The organism is Algoriphagus aestuariicola, from assembly GCF_017254835.1.
In the GTDB taxonomy this organism is placed as follows: domain Bacteria; phylum Bacteroidota; class Bacteroidia; order Cytophagales; family Cyclobacteriaceae; genus Algoriphagus; species Algoriphagus aestuariicola.
Window position 1 is genome coordinate 1 of sequence record NZ_JAFKCW010000009.1, and the last position, 2379, is coordinate 2379.

General features: G+C 56.4%; 1 protein-coding gene. It reads right to left on the minus strand.

Features of this window, described 5'->3' with window-relative positions; translation table 11 throughout:
- On the minus strand, window positions 1-2379 hold a 2379-nt coding region (locus tag J0A67_RS22545), incomplete at both ends, for a CLIPPER-2 domain-containing protein (protein WP_206571661.1).

The window sequence follows — 2379 nt, forward strand, 5'->3', positions numbered from 1 at the left end:
TTACCAACACATTGTCCAGGGTCACGTTGCCTGTATTCGTCACCACCAGGCTGTAGCTGATCTGATCCCCTGATTGTGAATAGGTAGCCGGATTAGCTGTTTTCGTCAAACTGATGCCTGGGGTCTGAATTGCAGTGACCGTCGCCGTGGCTGTGGTCAGCTTGTCTGCTCCCTGGCTGTCTTTGGCCGTTGCGGTCGCGATGTTCACCACCGATCCCGCATCGACATCTGCCTGGCTTACTGAATATGTTTCATTTATCGTTGCGCTCTGCTGCGGTACCAGCGTGCCCACATTGTAGGTCAGGTTGGTCAGTGGGTCTGCAATCACCACATCATTCAGGATCAGGTTGCCGCTGTTGGTCACCGTCAGGGTGTAGCTGATCGCATCTCCTGCCTGGTCATACGTCGTCGGGTTCGCGGTCTTGGCCAGGTTCAACTGGGACACCCCGATTGCACGCACCACTTCGCTGTCCGTCGTGCTCAATGCCGTGTTGAACGGATCCGTACCTTCGGCTGTGGCCGTGTTGGTCACCGTGCCGTTATCCACATCCGACTGCACGATCGTGTAGCTCGTAGTGATTGTACTCGCTGCCCCTGGATCCAGCGTTCCTATGTTCTGGTTCAGGTTCGTCAACGGATCGGTCACCGTCACATTGTCCAGGGTCAGGTTGCCCGTATTGGTCACTTCCAGGGTATAGTTGATCACCTGGCCTGCCTGGATGTACAGTTTCGGCGTTGCTGTCTTGATCAGCTGGATGCCGCCTGCACGCACGCCCGGTACGGATTCACTGTCTTTTGAGGCAACGGTTCTTCCTCCCGGACCTTCCCCGCTCACACTGGCCGTGTTGTCCACGGTGCCTGCGTCAAGGTCTGTCTGGGTAACCGTATAGCTGGTCGCTATTACGGTAGATGCTCCCGGGGCAAGGCTGTTCAGCGGAAGCTGTACAATTCCTGTCAACTGGTCATCCAGTACAATATTGTCCAGGGTCACATTGCCTATGTTGGTAACCGTCAACGTGTAGTCGATCACATCCCCCGGCTGGGCATAGCTTGCTGTACTGCTCTGCTTGTTCAATTTGATACCCGGCTGTCTTCTGGCTACCGAAACCGCATTGTCCTTATCACTCACAGGGGTGGCCTGAGGGGTCGCTTCCACTCCCGTGGCCGTGGCCTCATTTGTGATCAGCCCTGAATCCAGGTCCTGCTGGGTGACCACGTAAGTGGTCGTGTAAACCGAACTTGCTCCAGGTGCCATCGTGCCTATGTTCTGGGTCAGACTGGTCAGATCATCTGTCAACACCACGTTGTTGAGGGTCACGTTACCGATGTTGGTCACCGTAATCTCATATTCCAGTGGTTCCCCTACCGTACTGTATACCTGATCCAGCGATACCTTATCCACTTCGATCGCACCGAAGTCCTGCGAGGCAATCAAAGCCCTGTCTGTTGCCGTGGCCGTACTGTTGTCCGGTGCAGTGCCTGTCACCGCCGCCGTGTTGATCAGGATGCGGTTGTCTATGTCTGTCTGGGTCAGCGTATAAGTCGCCGTGAAGGTCTGGCTGTCGCCAGGAGCCATGGTGCCGATGCTCTGGTTGTACGGGATCAACGGGTCGCTCAGCAATACCCCTGTCAGGGTCACGTTGCCCACGTTGCTCACCTCAAACGTATAGGTCACCACTTCGCCCGCATTCACAAAGACCCTAGGATTGGCTGTCTTCACCAGATCCAGTGCCGGAGCCACATTGGCCAGTACCAGCTCGTCGTCTGTATCGGTCACGGTCACGCTGTTCGGGGATACTCCCGTCGCTGTCGACGTGTTCATCACACCGCCTGCATCCACTTCTGCCTGGGTCACCGTCAAGCCGACTGAATAACTTGCCGTCTGGCCGGGAGCCAGTTCAGGCAGGGTCGGAGAGGTAAAGTTGCGCATCGGATCGGTCACCACCACTCCGTACAGGGTCACGTTGCCCGTGTTCTCCACTTCCAGTGTATAGGTGATCACATCACCGGCCTGGTCGTAGGTCTGTCTGTCTGCAGTCTTCGACAGACTGATCGATGGACTCTGGCCTGCCGTGATACGCTCCGGTGCAGTCACCGTCAGTACCGTGCTGTTCGGATCCGTGCCCACCGCCGTGGCCACGTTGTCCACAAAGCCTCTGTCCAGGTCTGCCTGGGTAATGGTGAGGATGCCGGATACCGATTCGGTCTGGCCGGGAACCAACGTGAAGCTTGGGGAAGTATAGTTGGCCAAAGGATCATTGACCACCACATTGGTCAGGGTCACGTTGCCCGTGTTCTCTATCTCAAGGGTATAGCTGATCTGCTCGCCCACCTGGCTGTAGGTATGCGGGCTGGCTGTTTTCTTCAGATCCAAAGCAG